The organism is Streptomyces omiyaensis (genome assembly GCF_014650895.1).
In the GTDB taxonomy this organism is placed as follows: domain Bacteria; phylum Actinomycetota; class Actinomycetes; order Streptomycetales; family Streptomycetaceae; genus Streptomyces; species Streptomyces omiyaensis.
The window spans coordinates 47,485-64,823 of sequence record NZ_BMVV01000034.1; the positions used below are offsets into that span (position 1 = coordinate 47,485).

The following is a 17,339-nucleotide window of genomic DNA, read 5'->3' on the forward strand; positions in this document are numbered from 1 at the left end:
GCGTGCGTAGGGTCGGAGGATGTCTGTCGAACTGCGCGCGGTGACCGAGTCCGAATTCCCCGACTGGCTGCGGGCCCTGAGGACGGGCTTCCTGAACGAGCCGGTGGTCCCGGACGGGCTGGTCGCCGACCGGCTGCCGCACGTGGATCTGGACCGGACCCTGGCCGCGGTGGACGGGGGACGGGTGGTCGCCACCTTCCGTTCCTTCCGGCAGGAGCTGAGCACCGTCGGCGGCGGCACGCTCGTCTCGGACGCGGTCACCCAGGTGACGGTGGCGCCGACGCACCGGCGGCGCGGGCTGCTGAGCCGGCTGATGGCGCTGGACCTCGCGGCCGCCCGGGAGCGGGGTGACGCGGTCGCGACCCTGATCGCCGCCGAGTACCCGATCTACGGCCGGTACGGCTTCGGCCCGGCGAGCTGGACCACCGAGTGGCGGGTGGACCTGCGGCGGGCCGGTCTCGACCCGCGGCGCGGCGGCGGTCCCGGGGACGGCGGCCGGATCGACCTCGCGGACGCGGCGGAGGTCCGCCGGATCGGGCCCGCCGTGCACCGGCGGCTCGCGGGCGTCCGGGCCGGCGTCACCGACCGGTCCGCGCGGACCTGGGACGTGGGCACGGGCCTCGGCCACCGGCCGGAGTCGTGGACGGAGCCGTACTACGCGGTGTACCGCTCGGCGTCCGGGGAGCCCGAGGGGTACGTGTCGTACCGCTGCGACGACAAGTGGAGCGACGGCAGGCAGCCGGAGAACACGCTGACCGTGCGGGACCTGATCGCGGCGACGCCGGCGGCCGAGCACGCGCTGTGGCGGTTCGTCTGCTCGGTCGACTGGGTGGTCACCGTGCGGTCGGGGCAGCGGCCGCCGGACGACCCGCTGCCGCTGCTGCTGCCGGACCCGCGGGCCGCGCTGACCGTGTCCCACGCGGACATGCTGTGGCTGCGGATCCTCGACGTGGCGCGGGTCCTGGAGGAGCGGACGTATCCGGTGGAGGACGCGCTGGTCCTGGAGGTGAGGGACGGCGACGGGTTCGCGGCGGGGCGGTACCGGCTCGACGCCTCCCCGGAGGGGGCCTCGTGCGCCCCGACGACCGCCTCGGCGGAGCTGGTGCTCGACGTGGCGGAGCTGTCCCGGCTGGTGCTCGGCGACGAGTCGGCGGTGCGCCTGGCGCTGCTCGGCCTGGTCGAGGAGGCGGTGCCGGGCGCGGCGGCCCGGGCCGACCTGCTGTTCCGGACGCCGCTGCGGCCGTTCTCCCCGGACGTCTTCTAGCGGGTGCGGAGGCGGAAGAGGGCGCCGGAGGCGGCGACCGCCAGGGCGAGGAGGCCCGCGCACCAGGCGAGTGCCGTCCAGGCCGCGCCGCCGACCGGCTGGTCCAGGAGCAGGCCGCGCATCGACTCGATGAGCGGGGTGACGGGCTGGTGCTCGGAGAAGCCGTGCAGCCAGTCCGGCATGGTGTCGATGGGGACGAAGGCGCTGCTCGGGTAGGGCAGGAACATCATGAAGAAGGTGACCGCGCCCGCGGCCTCGGGCGTCCGGGCGACGAGTCCGGCCGCCGCGGCCAGCCAGGAGACGGCGGTGATGTAGGCGAGCAGCAGGCCGATGGCGGCGAGCCAGCCGGCGGCGGTGGCGGCGGGGCGGAAGCCGATGAGGGCGGCGACGCCGAGGACGAGCGTGGTGGCGAGGGCGTTGCGGGCGACGGCGGCGACGACGTGGCCGGCGAGGAAGGGGACGGCGCCGACGTCGAGGGTGCGCAGGCGGTCGACGGTGCCGCGCCGCATGTCCTCGCTGACGGAGACGGCGGTGCCGGCGGCGCCGAAGCCGGCGCACAGGACGAGGACGCCGGGGACGACGTAGGTGACGTACCGGGTGTCGCCGGTGTCGATGGCCCCGCCGAAGAAGTAGACGAAGACCAGCATGAGCATCACCGGCAGCATCAGCGAGGTGATGACGGCGTCGAGGTTGCGCCGGCTGAGGAGGATGCCGCGCCCGGCGAGGGCGGTGGCGGTGGCGAGGCCGTTCGCCGCGGTGTCAGACATGGCTGGGCTCCTTCTCGGTGCCGTCGGGGCCGGTCAGGGCGAGGAAGACGTCGTCGAGGGTCGCGCTGTGCAGGGTGAAGCGCTCGATGTCGGTGCGGTGCGGGTCGAGCGCGTCGAGCAGGGTGCGGACGTGGGCGGCGCTGCCGTCGGTGGGGACGCCGAGGGTGAGGGTGGCGGGGGTGTGGGCGGTGGCGTGCGGGGTGAGGCGGAGGTAGGCGTCCCGGTCGCGGGCGACGAGGTCGAGGCGGTGGCCCGCGTAACGGTTCTTCAGCTCCTCCGCGGTGCCTTCGGCGAGGGTCCGGCCGCCGCCGAGGACGGCGATGCGGTGGGCGAGCCGGTCGGCCTCCTCCAGGTACTGGGTGGTGAGGAAGACGGTGGTGCCGTGGCCGGACAGCTCGCGGACGACGTCCCAGAGCTCCTGGCGGCTGCGCGGGTCGAGTCCGGTGGTGGGTTCGTCGAGGAAGACGACGCGGGTGGTGCCGGGGTCGCGGACGAGGCCGGCGGCGAGGTCGAGGCGGCGGCGCATGCCTCCGGAGTAGGCGGCGGTCCGCCGGTCGCGGGCCCCGGTGAGCCCGAAGCGTTCGAGGAGTTCGTCGGCGCGGCGGGCGGCGGCCCTCCGGGGCAGGCCGGAGAGGCGGGCGGCGAGGCGGAGGTTCTCGGCGCCGGTCAGGGTCTCGTCGACGGCGGCGTACTGGCCGGTGAGGCTGATCGCGCGGCGGACGGCCCGGCGTTCGGCGACGACGTCGTGGCCCGCCACGCGCGCGTGGCCGCCGTCGGGGGCGGTGAGGGTGGTGAGGATCCGGACGGTGGTGGTCTTCCCCGCGCCGTTGGGGCCGAGGAGGGCGAAGACGGTACCGGTGTCGACGCGGAGGTCGAGGGAGTCGAGGACGCGGACGGAGCCGTAGCTCTTGGTCAGGCCGGCGGTCTCGATGGCGGGAGGCATGGGTGTCCCCTTCTGCGTGGCGCCCTGAGGCGTACTGCGTATGCCATACGCGTTACTGTGTAAGGGTTACGCATTACTAGGATGGGCGTCAAGCGAGCGAGGTGCGGAGGCGACGCGGATGTCGGGCGACAAGGACGCGAAGGCGGCCCCGGGGGACGGCGGGACGTTTCTTCCGCCGTCCATCGAGGCCGCGTGGGGACTGCGCGAGCGGCCCACCAAGGGCCCCCGGCCGGGACTGAGTCTCGACCGGATCGTCGCCGCGGCCGTCGCCCTCGCCTCCGCGGAGGGGCTCGCCGCCGTCTCCATGGGGCGGGTCGCCAAGGAGCTGGGCGTCTCGACGATGTCCCTCTACCGGTACGTCTCCGCCAAGAGCGAGCTGTACGTGCTGATGCAGGAGGCGGCGACGGGCGGCCCGCCGGAGGGACTCGTGGACCCGGAGGCCGGCTGGCGCACCGGACTGGAGCGGGTGGCCCTGGCGCTGCGGGAGATCTACCGGCGCTCCCCGTGGCTGCTGCGGGTGCCGGTCTCCGGGCCGCCCGCGACCCCGAACGGGGTGGCCTGGTGGGAGCAGATGCTGCTCGCGATGGCCGGCACCGGCCTGGACGAGGGCGAGAAGCTGGCGGTGACGCTGCTCGTGTCCGGGTTCGTGAAGAACGACGCGCTGGTGATGGTGGAGCTGGCGGAGGCGGTGGAGGCCTCCGGGGCCGCGCCCCAGGAGGCCATGCTCCAGTACAGCCGGACCCTGCGCCGGCTGGTCGACCCGGCCGTGTTCCCGCAGGTGGCGAAGGTGATCGACTCGGGGATCCTGGACCGGGCCGACGATCCGGACGACGACTTCCGCTTCGGTCTGGCCCGGATCCTGGACGGCGTCGCGGCCCTCGTGGAGGGCCGCGCGTCCTGAGGTCCGGTCAGGCGGCCGTGGTGACCGCGCCCTCGGCGGTGCGGTCCGGGGCCGCGGCCTTCCGGGGGCGGAGCACGGCCGCCGCCACCGCGAGGGCGGCGAGCAGCAGTCCGGCGCCGACCGCGAAGGCGAGCCGGTAGCCGCCGGTCAGGGCCTCCGCCGTGCTCCGGCCGGCCGCGTCCAGCGCCTCGGTGCGGGCGGCGGCCAGGGTGGTGAGGACGGCGACGCCGAGCGCCATGCCGATCTGCTGCGTGGTGTTGAAGAGGCCGGAGGCGAGGCCCGCGTCGGCCTCGTCGGCGCCCGACATGCCGAGCGCGGTCAGGGCCGGCAGCGCCAGGCCGAAGCCGGCGGCGAGCAGCATCACCGGGAGCAGGTCGACGGCGTACGAGGCGTGCACGGGCACCCGGGCCAGCAGGCCCAGCACGCCGACCAGCAGGGCGATGCCGGTGAGCAGCACCGCGCGCTCGCCGAAGCGGGTGATGAGGCGGGCCGCGGCGCCGAGCGAGACGGCGCCGATGACGAGGGCGGCGGGCAGCATGGCGAGGCCGGTCGCGGTGGCGCCGTACCCCTGGACCTTCTGGAGGTAGAGGGCGACCAGGACCTGGAAGGAGAACAGCGCGGCGACCATGAGGAGCTGGACCAGGTTGGCGCCGGCGACCGCGCGGGAGCGGAGGATCCGCAGCGGCATCAGCGGGGTGGCGGCCAGTCGCTGGCGGACCAGGAAGCCGGCGAGTAGGGCGAGGGCGAGGGCGCCGAGGCCGAGGGTGTGTGCGGAGCCGGCGCCGTGCTCCTCGACGCGCACGACCGCGTAGATGCCGGTCATCAGGCCCGCGGTGACCAGGAGCGCGCCGAGGGCGTCGGCGCCGGCGCGGAGTCCGAGGCCCCGGTCGGAGGGGAGGACGCGGGCGGCGAGGGCGATCGCGGCGACGCCGATCGGCAGGTTGATGAAGAAGATCCAGTTCCAGGAGAGGGCGTCGGTGAGGAGCCCGCCGAGGACCTGGCCGAGGGAGGCCCCGGCGGCGCCGGTGAAGCTGAAGACGGCGATGGCACGGGCGCGTTCGCGCGGTGCGGTGAAGAGCGTGACGAGGATGCCGAGGCTGACGGCGGAGGACATCGCGCTGCCCGCGCCCTGGAGGAAGCGGGCGGCGATCAGGACGGCGGGGGAGCCCGCGACGGCGGCGAGGACGGAGGCGGCGGTGAAGACGCCCGTTCCGGCGAGGAACATCCGTTTGCGCCCGAGGAGGTCGCCGAGCCGGCCGGCGAGCAGCAGGAACGAGCCGAAGGCGATCAGGTAGGCGTTGACGACCCAGCTGAGTCCGGCCGGCGTGAAGCCGAGGTCGGACTGGATGGCGGGCATGGCGACGGTGACGATGCTGCCGTCGAGGACGGTCATGAGCATGGCGCTGGCGAGCACGGTGAGCGCGAGCGAGCGGGGCTGGGCACGCATGGGGATCTCTCCTGTCCCTGGAGGTGCGCGACGGCGCGGGGAGGCGACAGGAGAGACGCTAGCAGAAGGTTTTGTTGCAGACTATTTTTTACGGAACTTGATGGGCGGGTTCCGGTCGCGGGGTGCGGCTCAGCTCTTCTGGCGGGCCCTGCGGGTGGTCGCCGGCCCCTCGGCCGGAGTCCTCAGGTGCCCCTCGGCCAGTCGCCCCAGGGCGCGGACCAGCGCCTCCCGCTCCTCGTCCGGGAGCGCGCCGAGGGCGCCCGCGTGCACGCCGTCCACGATCCGCCGGCTCTCCTCCGCGACCCGCGCCCCCGCCTCCGTGACGGCGATGACGCGGGCCCGCCGGTCCGTGCGGGACGGCCTGCGCTCCGCGAGCCCGGCCTTCTCCAGGGCGTCCACGGTGACGACCATCGTCGTCTTGTCCATGTCGCCGATCTCGGCCAGCTGCGCCTGGGTCCGCTCCTCCTCCAGGGCGTGGACGAGGACGCAGTGCATCCGGGCGGTGAGCCCGATCTCCGCCAGCTCCGCCGCCATGCGGGTGCGCAGGACGTGACTGGTGTGGTCGAGGAGGTAGGAGAGATCGGGCTCGCTGCGGCGGGGGCTCATGGCGGTCATGCCCGCCAGGGTAATCAGAAACGATCCGTTCCGGACGGTCCGGAAGCGGACGGATTCCTGCCGGAGCCGGAGCCGGAGCCGGAGTCGGAGCCGGTCCGCGCCGGAACCGGGCCGGCCCGCGCCGGAACCGGGCCGGGCCGCACCGGAATCGGTCCGCGCCGGAACCGGGCCGGTCCGCGCCGGGGCGGGGGCGGGCCCGGCGGGGCGGGCGGGCCCGGGGTCCGGAGCGGGGCGGCGGTCAGGCCTGGGCGATGCGGATCATGTTCCCGGCCGGGTCGCGGAAGGCGCAGTCGCGGACGCCGTACGGCTGGTCGATCGGCTCCTGGAGCACGTCCGCGCCCGCGGCCCGGACCTTCTCGAAGGCCGCGTCGACGTCGGCCGTGCGGAGGTTGACCCCGCGCAGCAGGCCCTTGGCGAGGAGCTCGGTGACGGCCTTGCGGTCCTCCTCGGTGGCGCCGGGGTCGGCCAGCGGCGGTTCGAGGACGATCTCGACGTCGGGCTGGGCGGGGGACCCGAGGGTCACCCAGCGCATCCCGCCGAAGTCCACGTCCTTGCGGACCTCGAAGCCGAGCGCGTCGCGGTAGAAGCCGAGGGCGGCCTCGTGGTCGTCGACGGCGATGAAGCACTGGTGCAGGTTGATGTCCATGCGCTCCAACCTAGGGAGCGTCGCCGGGCCGCGCTTCTCCGTTCCTGACCGGTCGCGTGACCACCTTGGCGACGCAGGCGGGCAGGGCGGCGTCGGCGCCGTGCTCGCGGGCCCGGTAGGCGCTCGGCGTCTCGCCCACCAGCTGGGTGAAGCGCGAGCTGAAGGAGCCGAGGGAGGTGCACCCCACCTCCATGCAGACGTCCGTCACCGACAGGTCCCCGCGCCGCAGCAGGGCCTTGGCGCGCTCGATCCGGCGGGTCATGAGATAGCTGTACGGGGTCTCCCCGAAGGCGCTGCGGAAGCTCCGCGCGAAGTGCCCGGCCGACATCAGGGCCGTCCGCGCGAGCGCCGGCACGTCGAGCGGTTGCGCGTAGTCCCGGTCCATCCGGTCCCGCGCCTTGCGCAGGCGCCGGAGGTCGTCGAGGGGTATGCGGGTGGCCACGGGTCCACGGTAGCGGGGCGGCCGACACGCCGCGAGCACTATTGCAAGCAAGTGCTTGCAATAGTTAGCAGGCGGTGGCAGGCTACCGGGCATGGCTTCGCTCAACGTCGGCAATCTCGGCAGCCTCGGCGAGTACCTGCGCGAGCAGCGGCGCACCGCGCAGCTCTCGCTCCGGCAGCTCGCCGACGCGGCCGGGGTGTCGAACCCGTACCTGAGCCAGATCGAGCGCGGGCTGCGCAAGCCCAGCGCCGAGGTGCTCCAGCAGGTCGCCAAGGCGCTGCGGATCTCGGCCGAGACGCTCTACGTGCGGGCCGGGATCCTCGACGAGAAGGCCGTGGAGGACCTGGAGACGCGGGCCGTCATCCTGGCCGATCCCTCGATCAGCGAGCGGCAGAAGCAGGTGCTGCTCCAGATCTACGACTCCTTCCGCAAGGAGAACGCGGCGGAGAGCGCGGCCCGGACCGCAGCGGAGCCGGAAGCTTCCGGACAGTGAGCCCACGGGAGGACCCCCAGCATGCCCCTCATCGACGAACTGCGCACCCCCCTCTACTTCGCCGCCGGCACCGCCGACCTCGCCGTCCGGCAGGCCCGTAAGGTGCCCGGCCTGATCGAGCAGCTCGCCGCCGAGGCGCCGGGCCGGATCGAGGCCGTCCGCGCCACCGACCCGAAGGCCGTGCAGGAGAAGGTCGCCGGCCGGGCCAAGGAGGCCCAGGCCGTCGTCCAGGCCAAGGTCGCCGAGGTCGTCGGCGGCCTCGACACCGACCTGAAGAAGCTCGGCGAGACCGCGCAGGACCTCGCCCTGCGGGGCGTCGGCGTGGCCGCCGAGTACGCGGTCAAGGCGCGCGAGAAGTACGAGGAGGTCGCCGCCCGCGGCGAGGAGACCGTCCGCGCCTGGCGCGGCGAGACCGCCGGGCCCGCCACCGAGATCACGGTCGTGGTGGAGCCGGAGCCGGCCGTCGGGTCCGAGTCCGCGCCGGTCGCGGAGGCGGAGGCGGCGGAGGCGGAGGCCGTCGCGGAGGTGCCGGCGCCCGCGAAGCCGGCCGCCCGCAAGCCCGCCGCCCGCAAGGCCCCCACGAAGAAGCAGGCCCCCGTCCCCGCCGCCTCCGAGGAGACCGAATAGCGGACCGGGGCACGATTTCCGGGGCCCGGAGCGTTGGAACGGGTACCTTGACCGCGAGGCGCACGTACCCCTGACCCCCTAGGCGGTGTCCAGCATGCTGATGGACCGGTTCGACAACACCCTCAACCTGCTGATGTTCCTGGTCTTCACCGGTTTCGCGGTCGCCTCGTTCGTCATCGCGGCGATGGTCCGCGAGGACGCCTACCGGGCCGCGGACAAGCAGACGAAGAAGTTCTGGCTGATCCTCCTCGGGGTCAACCTCGCGCTGAACCTCTTCCTCCCCGGCCTGCTCTTCCTGCTCATCGCCGGCCTGATCGCCGCCATCGTCTTCATGGTGGACGTGCGGCCCGCGCTCAAGCAGGTCATGGGCGGCGGCGGGGGCGGCCGGCGCGGCGGCTCCAGCAGCGACGGGCCCTACGGCCCCTACAACGGCGGCCGGTAGGACCCGGAGGCGGCGCGCCGCCGGCGGGCCCCGGAGGGAACGGGCCGCCGGCGGAGCGCGGAGGACGTACGCGGGCGGGGCCCGGGGATCACTGTCCCCGGGCCCTGTCGCGTTCCAGCGCCAGCAGGGCCACGTCGTCCGTCAGCTCGCCGCCGTTCAGCGCCCGGGCCTCCGCCATGGCCGCCTCCAGGAGCGCCTCGCCGCTCAGCCCGCCGCTCAGCTGCCGGTTGATCATCTCGACCATGCCGTCCTGCCCGAGCCGCGGCGAGCCCGGGCCCGCCGTCCGGCCCTCGATCAGACCGTCGGTGTAGAGGAGCAGGCTCCACGCCCCGCCCAGCTCGACCTGCCGGCGCGGCCAGCGGGCGCGCGGCAGCAGGCCGAGGGCCGGGCCCCCGTCCTCGTACGGCAGGAGCCGCGCGGTGCCGCCCCGGTGGGCGACGAGCGGGGCCGGGTGCCCGGCCAGGCAGAGCCCGGCGCGGCGCCCGTCGGGGGCGATGTCGACCGTGCACAGGGTCGCGAAGATCTCCTCGCTCTCCCGCTCGTGCTCCAGGACCTGCTGGAGGGTGGAGAGCAGCTCGTCCCCGCAGAGCCCGGCGAAGGTCAGGGCGCGCCAGGCGATCCGCAGCTCGACGCCGAGGGCGGCCTCGTCGGGGCCGTGGCCGCAGACGTCGCCGATCATGGCGTGGACGGTGCCGTCCGGGGTGCGGACGACGTCGTAGAAGTCGCCGCCGAGCAGCGCGCGGGACCGGCCGGGCCGGTAGCTGGCCGCGAAGCGCAGGTCGGAGCCCTCCAGGAGCGGGGTGGGCAGCAGGCCGCGCTCCAGGCGGGCGTTCTCCTGGGCGCGCAGCCGGGACTCGGCGAGCTTCACCTTGGCGGCGTCGTTGCGCTTGCGCTCGACCGCGTACCGGATGGCGCGGCTCAGCAGCCGCCCGTCCAGCTCCTCGCGGAAGAGGTGGTCCTGGGCGCCGACCCGGACCGCCTCGGCGGCCAGCTCCGGGTCGGCGGAGGGGGCCAGGGCGAGGACGGCGTGCCGGGGCGCGAGGCGCAGGATGTGCCGCAGCGGCGCGAGGGGGTCCTCGTCGGCCGCGCCCCGGGGCACCGGCAGCGAGAGGTCGACGAGGACGCAGTGCACGTCGTCGGTGAGGAGCCGCTCGGCCTCGGTGAGGTTGCGGGCGGTGCGGATGCGGACCCGGGTGCCGGCGGCGCCGGCCGCGTCGAGCAGTTCGGGTACGGCGAGGGCACCCGCCGGGTCGTCCTCGACGACCAGGAGGGTGAGGTCGGTGCGGTCGCGGTCGGTTCCTGTGCCGGTTCCTGTGTCTGTCACAGCGGTGGCTTCCACGGCGGTCGCGTCCATGGCGGTGGGGCCCATGGAGGTGGTTTCGCCTTGCCCCGCGGCAGAGACGTTTCTCTGGCGCGGTACGGATACGGGCATCGGTCCGGGTTTCCTTCCCTCCCCCGAGGGTGCGCCGGGCGCCGGGTGGCGTCCCGCCCGTCCGGGACCATAGCGGCAGAGCGGCGCGCAGCGGAATGGCGATCACTCCGTGGGCGCGCGGCTCGGCGTTGGCATATGCCGCGGATGGGGAGGTAGTTGTGCCCCGACCGGGTGCGGACGGGCCCCGGACCCATGAGAAAGGTCACTCGGCCCGGATCCGTCAGGTCGGGCGGCCGGGCCCGCCGGGTCGCCGGGGCCGGGGCCACCGCTGTGCGCGGCGGTCCGCCGGCGGTGGGTGCGGCGGTCCGTACGGGGGTCCGGCGGCGGTCCGGGCGGTGGTGCGTGCGACGGCCCGCGGGCGGTCCGGCGGGGGCGGGGCGGCGGCGGGCCGGCCCGTCAGTTCGGGCGGACGATGCCGAGGATCTCCATCGAGCCGGCGCCGGCGACCGTGACGTTCCGGCCGGGGCGGGGCGCGTGGACCATCTTCCCGTCGCCGATGTACATGCCGATGTGACTGGCGTCCTTGTAGTAGACGATCAGGTCGCCGGGGCGCATGTCCTTCGGCTGGACGCGGGGGAGCAGCCGCCACTGCTCCTGGGAGGTGCGCGGGATCCGCTTGCCGGCCGCGCGCCAGGCGGACTGGGTCAGGCCGGAGCAGTCGAAGGAGTCGGGGCCCTCGGCGCCCCACACGTACGGCTTGCCGACCTGGGCGAGGGCGGACTCGATCGCCCTGCGGCTCTCGGGGGTGGCCTCGGCGGAGAGCTCGGCGAGTATCCCGGAGCCGACCCACTCGGTCTGGGACCGCTGCCGCTCCTGCTCCTCCAGCCGGCGCAGCCGCTCGCGCTCCTCGGCGGCGAGCTCGCTCTCCAGCTTCTCCGCGGCGGCGATCTTCTCGGTGATGTGCTTCTTCGCCTCGGCCTGCTTGACGCGGTCGGCCTCCAGCCGGGTCCAGTTGTCGCCGGCCTCCGAGGCGTAGGTGTTCAGCTCCGCCTGGGCGCGGGAGAGTTCGCCGATGAGGCCGGTGGTGGCCTTGGCGCCCTCGCGTACCCGGCCCGCGTGGTCGAGGAAGAGCTGAGGGTCGCCGGTGAGGACGAGCTGGGCGCCCTCGGGGATGCCGCCGTTGCGGTACTGGGCGCGGGCGGCGGCGCCGGCCTGGGCCTTGAGGGTGTCGATCCGCTTCCGGCCGTCCTCGATCATGCGGGCGAGCCGGACGATCTCGGCGGACTGCGTCTCGGTGCGCTCCTCGGCGAGGTTGTACGCGTCGGTGGCGGCGGCGGCCTGCCGGTAGAGCCCGTCGATCTCGACGCGGACCTCTTCGAGGGTCTTCTTCGGCGGGGGCGGCGGCAGCGGGGCGGCGGAGGCCTGGAGGGTGAGCGCCGGCGTGGCCAGCAGGGCCAGCGCGCAGGCCACGGTGACCGCGGCGGCGTACGGACGTCGGCGTCGTCGGTTCACTGCTTCCCCCTCGCGGCCGGGTGCCCCCTCGGCCACTTTCTGATTTACCGTCAGTAACTTTTGTGGTCCTGGCGATAGTGCCACGCGGAACCGGAAAACGACAGGTACCCCGCCAGAGTGACGCTCGATGAGCGGGTGACGTTCCCGAACCGCGCGTACGGAGGGGAGACGTGGTGCGCCGGTGGCCCCCCGGACACCCGCCGGCCGCCTCCCGGGAGGACCGGACCGCCCGGCGTCCGCCTCCCGGGAGGACCGGACCGCCCGCCGGGCCGGTTCAGCCGCCGCCCGGCGCCAGCGCGTCCCAGCGGACCGTCACCTCGCCCTGGCGCCACCGCTTCGGGCCGTCCACGACCGGCCACTCCGCCGCCAGCCCGCGCACGGAGCGGATCCAGCGCTGCCGGGCGCCCAGCGAGGCGTACGGGGCCGCCGCCGCCCACGCCCGGTCGAAGTCCCGCAGGAAGGCGTGGACCGGCTCGCCCGGCACGTTGCGGTGGATCAGCGCCTTCGGGAGCCGCTCGGCCAGGTCCGAGGGGCGCTCCAGGGAGCCGAGCCGGGTCGCGAAGGTCACCGTGCGCGGCCCGCCCCGGTCCAGCGCCACCCACACGTGCCGGCGCCCGACCTCGTCGCAGGTCCCCTCCACCAGCAGCCCGCCGGGCGCCAGCCGCCCGCACAGCCGCTCCCACACCGCCGCGACCCGCTCCTCGTCGTACTGGCGCAGCACGTTCGCCGCCCGGATCAGCGCGGGCGCGCCCGGCACCGGCACCTCGAAGCCGCCGTGCACGAAGGCGAGCCCCTCGTGCCGCTCCTCGTACGGCCTCGCGGCCTCGACCCGGGCGGGCTCGATCTCGATCCCGTACAGCCGGGTGCGGGGCTCGGCGGTGCGCAGCCGGGCGAGCAGCTCCACGGCGGTCCAGGGCGCGGCCCCGTAGCCGAGGTCGACGGCGACGGGCGGCTCGGGGGAGCGGCGCAGGGCGGGGCCGTGGACGGCGGCGATCCAGCGGTCCATGCGGCGCAGCCGGTTCGGGTTGGTGGTCCCGCGGGTCGGGGTGCCGACGGGGCGGGTGGTGCGCGGGGCCATGGGACGAGGATACGGAGGGGGCGTACGGGGCGGAGCGGGCGGCGTGCGCGCAGAGGCGGAGAAGCGGAGAAGCGGAGAAGGGGTGCGGGGCGGCACCGGGTGGGGGACGCGGGGCGGCGCCGCGTGAGGGGTGCGGGGCGGCACCGCGTAATGAATTGGCAAAGCGCCGGGCGCGGCGGAAATGAAAGGAACCGTTCCGGTGTTGTGCGGGGCGGAGGACGTGTACGGCGCCCTCCGCCTGTCATGTCCGCACGCCAGGCCCCTCTCGCGGAAGGACCGCCGCAGTGAGCCAGTACGTGTCCCGGTTCGCCGGCACCCGGCACCGGCACCCGGCAGCGCCCTCCCGGCTCCGGCTGCCGGGCCGCCACCGGACCCCCCGCCGGGTGGCCATGCTCTCCGTCCACACCTCCCCGCTCCACCAGCCGGGCACCGGCGACGCGGGCGGCATGAACGTCTACATCGTCGAGCTCGCCAAGCGGCTCGCCGCCATCGACATCGAGGTCGAGATCTTCACCCGGGCCACCACCGGCGGCCTCGACCCCGTCGTCGAGCTGGCCCCCGGCGTCCTGGTGCGGCACGTCGACGCGGGGCCGTACGAGGGACTGGCCAAGGAGGAGCTGCCGGCCCAGCTCTGCGCCTTCACGCACGGCGTGATGCAGGCGTGGGCGGGCCACCGCCCCGGCCACTACGACCTCGTCCACTCGCACTACTGGCTCTCCGGCCACGTCGGCTGGCTCGCCGCCGAGCGGTGGGGCGTCCCGCTCGTCCACGCCATGCACACCATGGCCAAGGTCAAGAACGCCTCGCTCGCCGAGGGCGACACCCCCGAGCCCGCGGCCCGGGTCATCGGCGAGACGCAGATCGTCGCCGCCGCCGACCGGCTGATCGCCAACACCACCGAGGAGGCCGACGAGCTGGCCCGCTTCTACGAGGCGGACCCCGGCAAGATCGCGGTCGTCCACCCCGGGGTGAACCTCGACCGCTTCCGGCCCGCCGACGGCCGGGCCGCCGCCCGCGCCCGCCTCGGCCTCCCGCGGGACGCCTTCGTGCCCGTCTTCGCCGGCCGCATCCAGCCCCTCAAGGCCCCCGACATCCTGCTGCGCGCCGCCGCCCGGATGGTCGACCGCGAGCCCTCGCTGCGCTCCCGCATGGTGGTCCCCGTGGTCGGCGGCCCCAGCGGCAGCGGCCTCGCCAAGCCGGAGCAGCTCCAGAAGCTCGCCGCCAAGCTGGGCATCGCCGATCTGGTGCGCTTCCACCCGCCGGTGGGCCAGGAGCGGCTCGCGGACTGGTTCCGGGCCGCGTCGGTCCTCGTCATGCCCTCGTACAGCGAGTCCTTCGGCCTTGTCGCGATCGAGGCGCAGGCGGCCGGCACCCCGGTCGTCGCCGCCGCGGTCGGCGGACTGCCCGTCGCCGTGCGGGACGAGCGGACCGGCTTCCTGGTGCAGGGCCACGACCCCGCCGACTACGCGCGCGTGCTGGACCGCTTCGCCGCCGACCCGGCGCTCACCGACCGGATGGGCGAGGCCGCCGCCCGGCACGCCCGGTCCTTCGGGTGGGACACGGCCGCCTCGGCCACCGCCGACGTCTACACGGCCGCCATGCACGACCACCGGCAGCGCGCGCACCACCGTCGCGTACGCTCCCACCATGGCTGACGCTCAGGACGCTCAGGACACCCGGCGGATCGTCGAGGACACGCTCACCGAGGCGGAGCTGGAGTGGGAGAGCCCCGCGCCGGGCTCGTACGTGGTCAAGCTCCCCGGCACCCGCAAGCTGTCCACGACCCTGTCGCTGCGCCTGGGCCGCCACTCCCTCTCGCTCAACGCCTTCGTCGTCCGCCACCCCGACGAGAACGAGGCCGGCGTCCACCGCTGGCTCCTCGAACGGAACCTCAGGCTGTACGGGGTCGGGTACGCGATCGACCGGCTCGGCGACATCTACCTCGCCGGGAAGCTCCCCCTGGCCGCCGTCACGCCGCAGGAACTGGACCGGCTGCTCGGCTCGGTCCTGGAGGCGGCGGACGGCGACTTCAACACCCTCCTCGAACTCGGCTTCGCGTCGGCCATCCGCCGCGAGTACGCCTGGCGTGTCTCGCGGGGGGAGCCGACGCGGAACCTCGACGCGTTCAGGAGCTTGACGCGGGAGACCGCTCCGCCGGAGCGGGACTGACGGTCCCGTCGGTCCCCTCGGGGGCCCGCGCCTCCGGACCGGGGCCGGCGACCGTCTCGGAGGCCGGCACCTCCGGAGCCCCCGGCTCCTCCGGCTCCTCCTCGCACAGCGCCCTGCGCAGCCGCACCGTGTAGCCGACGGCGGCGAGGACACCGAGGGCGAAGGTGCCGGCCCACAGGACGTCCGAGCCGGGCCCGTCGACGACCGCGCCGGCCAGGACCGGCGCGATGAACCCGGCCACCGCCCACGACATGCCCATCACGCCCTGGTAGCGGCCGCGGGCGTGCTCCGGGGCGAGCCGGGCGGTGGCGGCGGCGTTCGTCGGCACGTGGACCATCTCGCCGATCGTCCACACGACGACGGTCGCGGCGAAGGCGACGGCCGACCCGGCCAGCGCGGTGGCGCCGGTGCCGACGGCGAAGAGCAGCGAGGAGACGGCCAGCAGGGCGACCGGCGAACGCCGCTCGGTCACCTTGTTGACCAGCAGCTGGAAGCCGACGATCACGATGCCGTTGACGGCGATCACCATGCCGTACGAGGACGGGGACAGGCCCTGCTCGGCCATGGTCAGCGGCAGGCCGATCCAGGGCGCGGTGAAGACCACGCAGACCAGCAGGTTGAGCAGGACGAGCGTGCGGAACGGCGCGTCGCGCAGCACGTCGAGCATCGACACCCGCTCGTCGGCGGGCTTCTCCCCGGCCTTCGCCGGGGCCTTCTCGGGCCGGGTCTCCGGCAGCCGCAGGAAGACGATGACCGCGCAGAGCGTGGTGGCGACGGCGTCGACGACGAAGAGGGTGCGGTAGCCGAGGACGGCGGCGGCGCCGCCCGCGATCGAGGCGACCGCGAAGCCGAGGTTGAGCGCCCAGTAGTTCAGGGCGTAGGCCCGGCGCACGTCGTCGGCGGGGACCATGTCGGCGATCGTCGCGTTGATGGACGGCCGGACGGCCTGCATCGCGACGCCCATCAGCAGGACCACGAGGGCCACGCCCCAGGCGCTGGTGACGACGGCGAGCGCGCCGGCGCAGGCGGCGGCCGCCAGGTGCATGGTGACCATCGTGGGCCGCCGGCCCCACCGGTCCGTCAGCACGCCGCCCAGCGGGGAGCCGGCGACGCCGCCGAGGCCGTGGAGGGCGACGACGAGCCCCGCGAACCACGCGGAGTGCCCGAGCTCGCTCGTCAGGTAGAGCGAGAGGAAGGTCAGGACGAAGGCCCCGGTCCTGTTGACCAAGGTCGACAGCCAGAGCCACCAGAAGCCCTGCGGCAGACCGGAGACGGTGGCGTGCGCCGATCGTCTGAGCGAAGCGATGGTCATGTGAGGCGGAGTCCCCCGTCTTGTAAGTCCCTCCAACGGCTCTCGAAACTTACGCATCTCGGCTGGCGGACGCCAGCGAATTGACGACGCGCGTCAATCGTCAGCGGTCCATTAGGCTCGTACGCATGGCCGACGCACCGTACAAGCTGATCCTCCTCCGCCACGGCGAGAGCGAATGGAACGAGAAGAATCTGTTCACCGGCTGGGTGGACGTGAACCTCACCGCGAAGGGCGAGAAGGAGGCGACGCGCGGCGGCGAGCTGCTCAAGGACGCCGGTCTGCTCCCCGACGTCCTGCACACCTCCCTCCAGAAGCGCGCCATCCGCACCGCGCAGCTCGCGCTCGAGTCCGCGGACCGCCACTGGATCCCGGTCCACCGCTCCTGGCGCCTGAACGAGCGTCACTACGGCGCCCTCCAGGGCAAGGACAAGGCCCAGACCCTCGCCGAGTTCGGCGAGGAGCAGTTCATGCTCTGGCGCCGCTCGTACGACACCCCGCCGCCGCCGCTCGCCGACGACAACGAGTACTCCCAGGCCGGCGACGCCCGCTACGCGACGATCCCGCCGGAGCTGCGCCCGCAGACCGAGTGCCTCAAGGACGTCGTCGAGCGCATGCTCCCGTACTGGTACGACGGCATCGTCCCGGACCTCCTCGCCGGCCGCACGGTCCTGGTCGCCGCCCACGGCAACAGCCTCCGCGCCCTGGTGAAGCACCTCGACGGCATCTCCGACGCCGACATCGCGGGCCTCAACATCCCCACCGGCATCCCGCTCGCCTACGAGCTGGACGAGAACTTCAAGCCCCTCAACCCCGGCGGCACCTACCTCGACCCGGAGGCCGCCGCGGCCGCCATCGAGGCCGTCAAGAACCAGGGCAAGAAGTAGCCCTGACGCACGGGAAGCCCCCTGCCGGCGGATCATCCGCCGGCAGGGGGCTTCTTCGTGGGGTGGGGTCAGGAGAGGTGGTCGTGGGCCGGGAGGCCGGTGAGGGCGGGGCTGGTGACGCGGGTGGCGAAGGGCCTCCCGAGGTCGCCGGTGCCGGCGTAGAAGTAGGCGGTCTTGTTCGGGCCGTACGCGAACAGGTCCGGACGCCCGTCGTAGTCGGCGTCGCCGATGCCGAGGGTGTCGGTGTAGGCGTTCCAGCCGCCGCCGATCTGCCTGCGGGCGGTGAAGGTGCCGTCGCCCTTGCCGAGGTACAGCCACAGCACGCCGTTCTTGTCGCGGGCGATCAGGTCGCCGGCGGGGGCGCCGCCGATGTTGCCGGTGGCGGTGATCTGGTTGTAGGCGGTCCAGCCGCCGGTGCCGATCTT

At 74.5% G+C, this 17,339-nt stretch carries 19 protein-coding genes; 8 read left to right on the top strand and 11 right to left on the bottom strand.

Annotation, left to right across the window (positions count from 1 at the left end; all coding sequences use genetic code 11):
* Positions 1-19: 19 nt before the first annotated feature.
* Positions 20-1,264, top strand: a complete 1,245-nt coding sequence (locus tag IE287_RS34140) for a GNAT family N-acetyltransferase (protein WP_189853153.1) — start codon at positions 20-22, stop codon at positions 1,262-1,264.
* On the opposite strand, the gene IE287_RS34145 is transcribed toward IE287_RS34140, so the two are convergent.
* Both IE287_RS34145 and IE287_RS34150 read right to left on the bottom strand, forming a co-directional pair.
* Positions 1,261-2,031, bottom strand: a complete 771-nt coding sequence (locus tag IE287_RS34145) for an ABC transporter permease (protein ID WP_189853154.1) — start codon at positions 2,029-2,031, stop codon at positions 1,261-1,263. The two genes, IE287_RS34140 and IE287_RS34145, sit on opposite strands and share 4 nt — an antisense overlap.
* Complete coding sequence (locus IE287_RS34150) at positions 2,024-2,974, bottom strand: ATP-binding cassette domain-containing protein (protein WP_189853155.1); 951 nt, start codon at positions 2,972-2,974, stop codon at positions 2,024-2,026. The genes IE287_RS34145 and IE287_RS34150 overlap by 8 nt, the downstream gene beginning before the upstream one ends.
* Positions 2,975-3,092: 118 nt before the next feature.
* Between IE287_RS34150 and IE287_RS34155 the strand changes: the two genes are divergently transcribed.
* Positions 3,093-3,875 carry a TetR/AcrR family transcriptional regulator gene (locus IE287_RS34155; RefSeq protein WP_229883916.1) on the top strand — a complete coding sequence of 261 codons (783 nt, stop codon included), beginning with the start codon at positions 3,093-3,095 and terminating at the stop codon, positions 3,873-3,875.
* A 7-nt stretch (positions 3,876-3,882) separates the two neighbouring features.
* Here IE287_RS34155 and IE287_RS34160 read toward each other — a convergent pair whose 3' ends face one another.
* From IE287_RS34160 to IE287_RS34175, 4 genes are all read right to left on the bottom strand, one after another.
* Positions 3,883-5,322, bottom strand: coding sequence for an MFS transporter (locus tag IE287_RS34160; RefSeq protein WP_189853157.1), 1,440 nt, complete (start codon positions 5,320-5,322; stop codon positions 3,883-3,885).
* Positions 5,323-5,451: 129 nt separating this feature from the next.
* Positions 5,452-5,937, bottom strand: a complete 486-nt coding sequence (locus tag IE287_RS34165; protein ID WP_189853158.1) for a MarR family winged helix-turn-helix transcriptional regulator — start codon at positions 5,935-5,937, stop codon at positions 5,452-5,454.
* Positions 5,938-6,175: 238 nt separating this feature from the next.
* The gene (locus IE287_RS34170; RefSeq protein WP_189853159.1) at positions 6,176-6,583 is read right to left on the bottom strand and encodes a VOC family protein; all 408 of its coding nucleotides are present in this window, start codon (positions 6,581-6,583) and stop codon (positions 6,176-6,178) included.
* Positions 6,584-6,593: 10 nt separating this feature from the next.
* Complete coding sequence (locus tag IE287_RS34175; protein WP_189853179.1) at positions 6,594-7,013, bottom strand: helix-turn-helix transcriptional regulator; 420 nt, start codon at positions 7,011-7,013, stop codon at positions 6,594-6,596.
* A gap of 103 nt (positions 7,014-7,116) precedes the next feature.
* Between IE287_RS34175 and IE287_RS34180 the strand changes: the two genes are divergently transcribed.
* The 3 genes from IE287_RS34180 (at position 7,117) to IE287_RS34190 (ending at position 8,587) form a co-directional block, all read left to right on the top strand.
* Entirely contained in the window at positions 7,117-7,518 is a 402-nt protein-coding gene (locus IE287_RS34180) for a helix-turn-helix domain-containing protein (RefSeq protein ID WP_189853160.1), read from the top strand.
* A 21-nt stretch (positions 7,519-7,539) separates the two neighbouring features.
* A complete protein-coding gene (locus IE287_RS34185) occupies positions 7,540-8,145 on the top strand; it encodes a hypothetical protein (RefSeq protein WP_189853161.1) in 606 nt (201 codons plus the stop codon).
* A gap of 94 nt (positions 8,146-8,239) precedes the next feature.
* Positions 8,240-8,587, top strand: a complete 348-nt coding sequence (locus IE287_RS34190) for a DUF2516 family protein (protein ID WP_189853180.1) — start codon at positions 8,240-8,242, stop codon at positions 8,585-8,587.
* Between the two features lie 88 nt (positions 8,588-8,675).
* On the opposite strand, the gene IE287_RS34195 is transcribed toward IE287_RS34190, so the two are convergent.
* The 3 genes from IE287_RS34195 to IE287_RS34205 all read right to left on the bottom strand — a co-directional run bounded on the left by IE287_RS34195 (position 8,676) and on the right by IE287_RS34205 (position 12,549).
* A complete protein-coding gene (locus IE287_RS34195) occupies positions 8,676-10,019 on the bottom strand; it encodes a PP2C family protein-serine/threonine phosphatase (protein WP_189853162.1) in 1,344 nt (447 codons plus the stop codon).
* A 396-nt stretch (positions 10,020-10,415) separates the two neighbouring features.
* On the bottom strand, positions 10,416-11,471 hold the full coding sequence (locus IE287_RS34200; protein ID WP_189853163.1) for a C40 family peptidase: 1,056 nt from the start codon (positions 11,469-11,471) through the stop codon (positions 10,416-10,418).
* A 274-nt stretch (positions 11,472-11,745) separates the two neighbouring features.
* Positions 11,746-12,549 (bottom strand): class I SAM-dependent methyltransferase, encoded by an 804-nt coding sequence (locus tag IE287_RS34205; RefSeq protein WP_189853164.1) that lies wholly within the window; start codon positions 12,547-12,549, stop codon positions 11,746-11,748.
* Between the two features lie 284 nt (positions 12,550-12,833).
* On the opposite strand from IE287_RS34205, the gene mshA reads away from it, so the two are divergent.
* The gene (gene mshA / locus IE287_RS34210) at positions 12,834-14,204 is read left to right on the top strand and encodes a D-inositol-3-phosphate glycosyltransferase (protein WP_189853165.1); all 1,371 of its coding nucleotides are present in this window, start codon (positions 12,834-12,836) and stop codon (positions 14,202-14,204) included.
* Positions 14,197-14,718, top strand: a complete 522-nt coding sequence (locus IE287_RS34215) for a type III secretion system chaperone family protein (protein WP_189853166.1) — start codon at positions 14,197-14,199, stop codon at positions 14,716-14,718. The genes mshA and IE287_RS34215 overlap by 8 nt, the downstream gene beginning before the upstream one ends.
* Here the strand turns inward: IE287_RS34215 and IE287_RS34220 are convergent.
* A complete protein-coding gene (locus tag IE287_RS34220; RefSeq protein ID WP_189853167.1) occupies positions 14,675-16,030 on the bottom strand; it encodes an MDR family MFS transporter in 1,356 nt (451 codons plus the stop codon). The two genes, IE287_RS34215 and IE287_RS34220, sit on opposite strands and share 44 nt — an antisense overlap.
* A gap of 125 nt (positions 16,031-16,155) precedes the next feature.
* On the opposite strand from IE287_RS34220, the gene IE287_RS34225 reads away from it, so the two are divergent.
* Positions 16,156-16,914 carry a phosphoglyceromutase gene (locus IE287_RS34225; protein WP_189853168.1) on the top strand — a complete coding sequence of 253 codons (759 nt, stop codon included), beginning with the start codon at positions 16,156-16,158 and terminating at the stop codon, positions 16,912-16,914.
* 68 nt (positions 16,915-16,982) lie between these two features.
* On the opposite strand, the gene IE287_RS34230 is transcribed toward IE287_RS34225, so the two are convergent.
* Positions 16,983-17,339 (bottom strand): FG-GAP repeat domain-containing protein (locus IE287_RS34230; protein WP_189853169.1); only part of this gene is annotated, 357 nt, incomplete at its 5' end.